The organism is Clostridium sp., assembly GCF_040797585.1.
GTDB lineage: Bacteria > Bacillota > Clostridia > Clostridiales > Clostridiaceae > Clostridium_Z.
In genome coordinates, this window is record NZ_JBFNEO010000193.1 from 1 (window position 1) to 5,282 (window position 5,282).

At 27.9% G+C, this 5,282-nt stretch carries 6 protein-coding genes and 1 pseudogene; 4 read left to right on the top strand and 3 right to left on the bottom strand.

Going from position 1 to position 5,282, the window contains the following annotated elements; all coding sequences use genetic code 11:
- Positions 1 to 524 precede the first annotated feature (524 nt).
- The 4 genes from AB2369_RS11015 (at position 525) to AB2369_RS11030 (ending at position 3,114) form a co-directional block, all read left to right on the top strand.
- Positions 525 to 1,292, top strand: a complete 768-nt coding sequence (locus tag AB2369_RS11015) for a ParA family protein (protein ID WP_367666531.1) — start codon at positions 525 to 527, stop codon at positions 1,290 to 1,292.
- 6 nt (positions 1,293 to 1,298) lie between these two features.
- Complete coding sequence (locus AB2369_RS11020; RefSeq protein ID WP_367666532.1) at positions 1,299 to 2,156, top strand: ParB/RepB/Spo0J family partition protein; 858 nt, start codon at positions 1,299 to 1,301, stop codon at positions 2,154 to 2,156.
- Positions 2,157 to 2,194: 38 nt separating this feature from the next.
- On the top strand, positions 2,195 to 2,692 hold the full coding sequence (locus tag AB2369_RS11025; RefSeq protein ID WP_367666533.1) for a DUF4446 family protein: 498 nt from the start codon (positions 2,195 to 2,197) through the stop codon (positions 2,690 to 2,692).
- Between the two features lie 167 nt (positions 2,693 to 2,859).
- Positions 2,860 to 3,114 carry a hypothetical protein gene (locus AB2369_RS11030; RefSeq protein ID WP_367666534.1) on the top strand — a complete coding sequence of 85 codons (255 nt, stop codon included), beginning with the start codon at positions 2,860 to 2,862 and terminating at the stop codon, positions 3,112 to 3,114.
- A gap of 18 nt (positions 3,115 to 3,132) precedes the next feature.
- On the opposite strand, the gene yyaC is transcribed toward AB2369_RS11030, so the two are convergent.
- The 3 genes and pseudogenes from yyaC to AB2369_RS11045 all read right to left on the bottom strand — a co-directional run.
- Positions 3,133 to 3,744, bottom strand: a complete 612-nt coding sequence (gene yyaC / locus AB2369_RS11035) for a spore protease YyaC (RefSeq protein ID WP_367666535.1) — start codon at positions 3,742 to 3,744, stop codon at positions 3,133 to 3,135.
- A gap of 77 nt (positions 3,745 to 3,821) precedes the next feature.
- Complete coding sequence (locus AB2369_RS11040; RefSeq protein ID WP_367666536.1) at positions 3,822 to 4,970, bottom strand: aminotransferase class V-fold PLP-dependent enzyme; 1,149 nt, start codon at positions 4,968 to 4,970, stop codon at positions 3,822 to 3,824.
- A gap of 34 nt (positions 4,971 to 5,004) precedes the next feature.
- Positions 5,005 to 5,282, bottom strand: a pseudogene (locus tag AB2369_RS11045) (lysine transporter LysE); the annotation flags it as partial.

Genomic DNA, 5,282 nt, shown 5'->3' on the forward strand with positions numbered 1-5,282 from the left:
AATCTTAACTTATACATGCACTTAAGCTCTTTAAAATCTTGGATTTTAAGTAGTGCATAAGATAAGTCTTGAACAAAAAACCCCTATAGAGGGCTTTAAATATAAAAATTAATTTATAAATAAATTTTATTGATTTTTCACTATAACTTATAACAATATATGGAGATAAAACATCTCAAAACTTAATCTTTGAATATATATTAGATAATGGTATGGGATGTTTTAGTTTTAATTATTATATGGTCTATTTATAAACTAAAGTTTCACGTGAAACTTTCATATAATAACAAATTAAATAATAAAGATTATAAATAGAATAGAATAAATTTTATTATTTAGTTATATATAAAAATTTTATTTCATAATATTTTTATATATTCCTTTATAACAATATAAAATATATAAAAAAATTTATATTGTTACAGAAAGTACCTTTTATTATTAAACTTTAAAATATATAATAATAAGTATATGTATACAAGAGGAGGTGCATTTCTCTATAGCTTTTATAGGGAATAGAATTTATGAAAGCAGTATGCGTTTTTAATCAAAAAGGTGGAGTTGGAAAAACAACTACTAATATAAATATTTGTGCATATCTAGCTATGCAAGGATATAGGGTATTATCAATAGATATAGACCCACAAGGAAATACTACTAGTGGACTTGGAATAGATAAAAGAAAATTAAATAAATCCATATATAATGTTTTAACAGAAGATGAATCGTTAAAGGATGTAATAATAGAAAGTCAGCTCATAAAAAATATGTTTATAGTTCCATCTACCATGGAACTTGCTGGAGCAGAAGTAGAGCTTACAGATAAGGAAGGTAGAGAAGTAATATTAAAAAATAAGCTTGAGGAAATTAAAGATGATTTTGATTTTGTATTTATTGACTGTCCGCCATCTTTAGGGTTCTTAACTATTAATGCATTAAGTGCAGTAAACTCAGTACTTATACCAATTCAATGTGAATTTTATGCATTAGAAGGGGTAGGTCAATTAGTACAAACTATACAAATGATGAAAAAGTCATTAAACAAAGATTTAGATATAGAAGGTGTCATAATGACAATGTATGATGCTAGAACTAATCTATGTAATGAAGTAGTAAGCGAGGTTAAGAAATACTTTAAAGATAAAGTATTTAGTACTTATATTCCTAGAAATGTAAGATTAGCAGAATCACCAAGTTTTGGACTTCCTATAATGTTATATGATGATAAGTGTAAAGGTGCAGATTCTTATGAGAAATTAACAAAAGAATTTTTAAAAAGGCAAGGAGTGTGATGAGAGATGAGTAAGAAATTTGGGCTAGGCAAAGGATTAGGAGCTCTCATACCAGAAGAAAAAGAAGAGATAGTTGTTAAGGAAAACAGTTCAAACTTAATATCCATAAATTTAATAAAACCCAATAATGATCAACCTAGAACTTATTTTGATGAGCAAAAGATTTTAGAGCTTAGTGAGTCTATAAAAGAGTATGGGGTTATACAACCTCTTATCTTAAAAAAAGAAAAAGATAATTATATAATAATAGCAGGTGAAAGAAGATGGAGAGCAGCAAAAAAGGCTGGAATGAAAGATGTACCGGCAGTAATTATGGATTTATCAGATAAAGAAGTTTTAGAAGTATCCTTAATAGAAAACATTCAAAGACAAGATTTAAATCCCATAGAAGAAGCAATAGCTTATGAAAAGTTATTAAGAGAATTTAAATTAACTCAAGAGGAGCTATCTAAAAAACTAGGTAAATCAAGAGTTGCTATCACTAATTCTATGAGACTACTAAAGCTTGATAATAGAGTTAAAGATTATCTTATAGATGGAGTAATATCAGAGGGCCATGGTAGGGCATTACTAGCAGTAAGTGATAAAAATACTCAATATATTATTGCTCAAAAGGTTATAGATGAAGACTTATCTGTTAGAGCCTTAGAGAATATAGTGAAAAATATGAGGGATAGCAAAAGTAAAGAAGAAAATGAAAAGTCAAAAGCCATAAATCCTTATTATGTTGATATAAAGGAAAAGTTGCAGCAAAGATTTGATACTAAAGTAAATATTAATTCTAAACGAAATAAAGGAAGAATAGAAATAGAATATTATTCAGAAGAAGATTTACAAAGGATACTAGATATTTTACAGGTATAATGTTTCACATGAAACATTTATTTAGGAGGTAATGAATTTTGGAAAATGTAATAGAGATGATAAAAGACTTTTCACCCTACATAATCATAGGATTATCAATTATAATTATATTATTACTTATTTTAGTCATACTTATATTTAATTCTTTAGGAAAATTAGAGAGTAAATATAGAAGATTAATGAGAGGAACAAATAATAAAAACCTAGAAGATGCTATAATAGCATATTTAGATAAAGTAGATAATGCAAATGATATAGCTAATGAATGTAATAAAAGGATTGACTATATAGATTCAAAAGTAAAAGGCTGTCTACAAAAAGTAGCAGTTGTAAGATATAAAGCTTTTGAAGATGTAGGAAGTGATTTAAGCTTCTCTATTTCATTACTTAACGAAAACAATGATGGGGTTATACTTACTGGTATTTTCGGAAGAAATGAGAGCACATGTTATGCTAAACCAGTAGATAAAGGCATATCAAGATATGATTTATCAGATGAAGAGCAGCAAGCATTAAAAGAAGCAATGAATAAATAGTAAGCAAACAAACAATAAACATATAAATAAATATTCCAATTTAGGATCTAATATAATATAATAGTTATATATTAGTATAAGAAATAAAAGTCCTTATGCTGTCTACTTTTTTTCGAAGAATAAAAAACCTCCTTAAGGGTAAATATATCCTTAAGGAGGTTTTTACTATGAGGATATATGTAGATAGTACATTAAATAGTTTAAGGTCTTATTTAGAGCAAAGAGGATACTTAATACAAGATAAAATATATAGTGATACAGAAGTTATAGTATGTGATTTAAAAAATGATAATAGTTGCTCTGTGGATTCCATAAAAGCCTTAAGTAATGAAAGAGGACCTCTTGTAATTGATTTAGGAAGTAAGAGTGATGAAGATATAGATCATATATTGAGAACAAGATATGATAATTGTATGTTTTAGGTAGCCACTAATTTTAAATTAGTGGCTACTTAACTGGGAGGATTTAGATAAAATATCATCAAGATTTGAATCTAAAGATTTTTTACCACCAAAAGTTTTTAAAATACAGTGATATATACCTTGGGATATGGTTTCTGCAAGTTGCATAACTGTATAAAGTCTAGTATTCTGAAGTACCATAAACTCCATAGCGCCACATATGTTAACAATACCTGTTATGCTTAAGTCTCCTATAGGAGGAAGATTCTTGTTAACAGCAGAACCAGGATATATAGGTCTTTGATCCAAAACTATTTTTCCTACATTATGAATACTACCGAGACAAGCATCTATAGCTACGATATATGGATTATTATAAGTAATATTTATTTCTTTTATAGTTTCGCATAAGTTTTTAGCATGAACAGGAGATTCTAGATTACCGTAAATAGAAACTCCCTTTCTATTTATAAATTTTAATTTATGACCTATTAAAGGTCCAAGACTATCCCCGGTAGATCTATCTGTACCTATGCATAAGAAGATAACTTGTCTTTTGCTTTTTATAGCGGGAATAAGTTCTACACATAAACTATCTCTAAGCTTAAAAGATGATTGTAAATCTAAAGAATCAAGGATAATTTTAGGCATTTATAAAACCTCCTTTTTTGTAATTATTATCAAAAAGGAGGTTTTATATACTAATTTATTAGTTTTATATAAATAAACTACTTAAGTATTTTATTTAAGCAATCTAAGGTATAATAAATATCTTTTTCATCATTAAAATAGCCGATACTAAATCTTAGTGTACCCATTGGATATGTTCCAATAGTTTTGTGAGCTAAGGGAGCGCAATGAAGGCCAGTTCTTGTCATTATACCATAGCTATTATCCAGTATGAAAGACACTTCAGAAGAGTCCATACTATTAAAGTTAACTGATATTACAGAAGTCCTAGCCTTACTATCCGGTAGTCCATAAACCTTTACTTTGTCCATATTAAGTAAACCATTTAATAAAATATCAGTTAAGTATTGCTCCTTCTCCTCTATTGTATTTAATCCCACTTCTTTTATAAATTTTAATCCAGCATTTAGTCCTACAATACCAGGGGTATTTAAAGTTCCACTTTCAAATTTATCAGGTAAAAAATCAGGCTGATTGGGCTCTGAGGATAAACTTCCTGTACCTCCTAGAATTAAAGAGTTACATTTTTTATTAAATTCATCAGTTATAATAAAACCACCTATGCCTTGAGGGCCAAGAAGTCCTTTATGTCCAGTAAATGCTAATGCACTACAATTTAAGGCTTTAAAATCTACTTTATTAACACCTGCTGTTTGAGCACAATCTATGATGAAGTCAATTCCAAGGTCATTACAAATTTTACCCACTTCTTCTAGTGGTTCAATAGTTCCTATTACATTAGAGCTATGAGTCATTACAACTAACTTGGTAGTATCTTTTATTGTATTCTTAAATTTTTCTAAGTCTAAAAGACCATTACTATCACATGGAATAATATCTAAATCTAAGTTAAGTGAATTCTTAAGCTCAAATAAGGGTCTAAGTACAGAGTTATGTTCCATAGATGTAGTGATTATATGATAGTCTGGTTTAATAAATCCCTTTAATAAAATATTTAAGGCATTAGTCACATTTGATGTAAATATAACATTCTCTGCTTTATTAAAATTGAAAATATCACATAGGGACTCTCTACAGTCGTAGACTAACCTACTACTCTCTAATGCATTAAAATAAGAACCTCTTCCAGGACTAGCACCTAAGTTTGACATGTAATTATATATAGAATTAATTACGGTTTCTGGTTTAGGATATGTAGTAGCAGCATTATCCAAATAAATTTTCATAGGTATCCTCCTTAAAAGTAATTACAATATAATTTTACAATATTATCTTAATTAAGCCAAATAATACGAAGCATGTTCCAAGAGCTACTAATATATATTTTAGTATTTTTGATGTAAGACCTTTATTTTTGTTGTTTTTTGGAGTTAAAAGTTGTAATCCCTTTGCAGCAAGTAAATTAAGCATTGCAAACCAAGTTATCATTGCTGCTAATATACTTATTAAAAAAATAATATAATATATAATCCCTATATCTACCCAAAGAGCTATAATGGTTCCACTTAAGGATAACCATAGAGATAAGGTCATAGGAT

Excerpts from the sequence above, each read along its gene's own strand:
- AB2369_RS11020 (WP_367666532.1), top strand. The coding sequence starts at position 1,299 with ATGAGTAAGAAATTTGGGCTAGGCAAAGGATTAGGAGCTCTCATACCA.
- yyaC (WP_367666535.1), bottom strand. The coding sequence starts at position 3,744 with ATGCCTAAAATTATCCTTGATTCTTTAGATTTACAATCATCTTTTAAG.
- AB2369_RS11030 (WP_367666534.1), top strand. The coding sequence starts at position 2,860 with ATGAGGATATATGTAGATAGTACATTAAATAGTTTAAGGTCTTATTTA.
- AB2369_RS11015 (WP_367666531.1), top strand. The coding sequence starts at position 525 with ATGAAAGCAGTATGCGTTTTTAATCAAAAAGGTGGAGTTGGAAAAACA.
- AB2369_RS11040 (WP_367666536.1), bottom strand. The coding sequence starts at position 4,970 with ATGAAAATTTATTTGGATAATGCTGCTACTACATATCCTAAACCAGAA.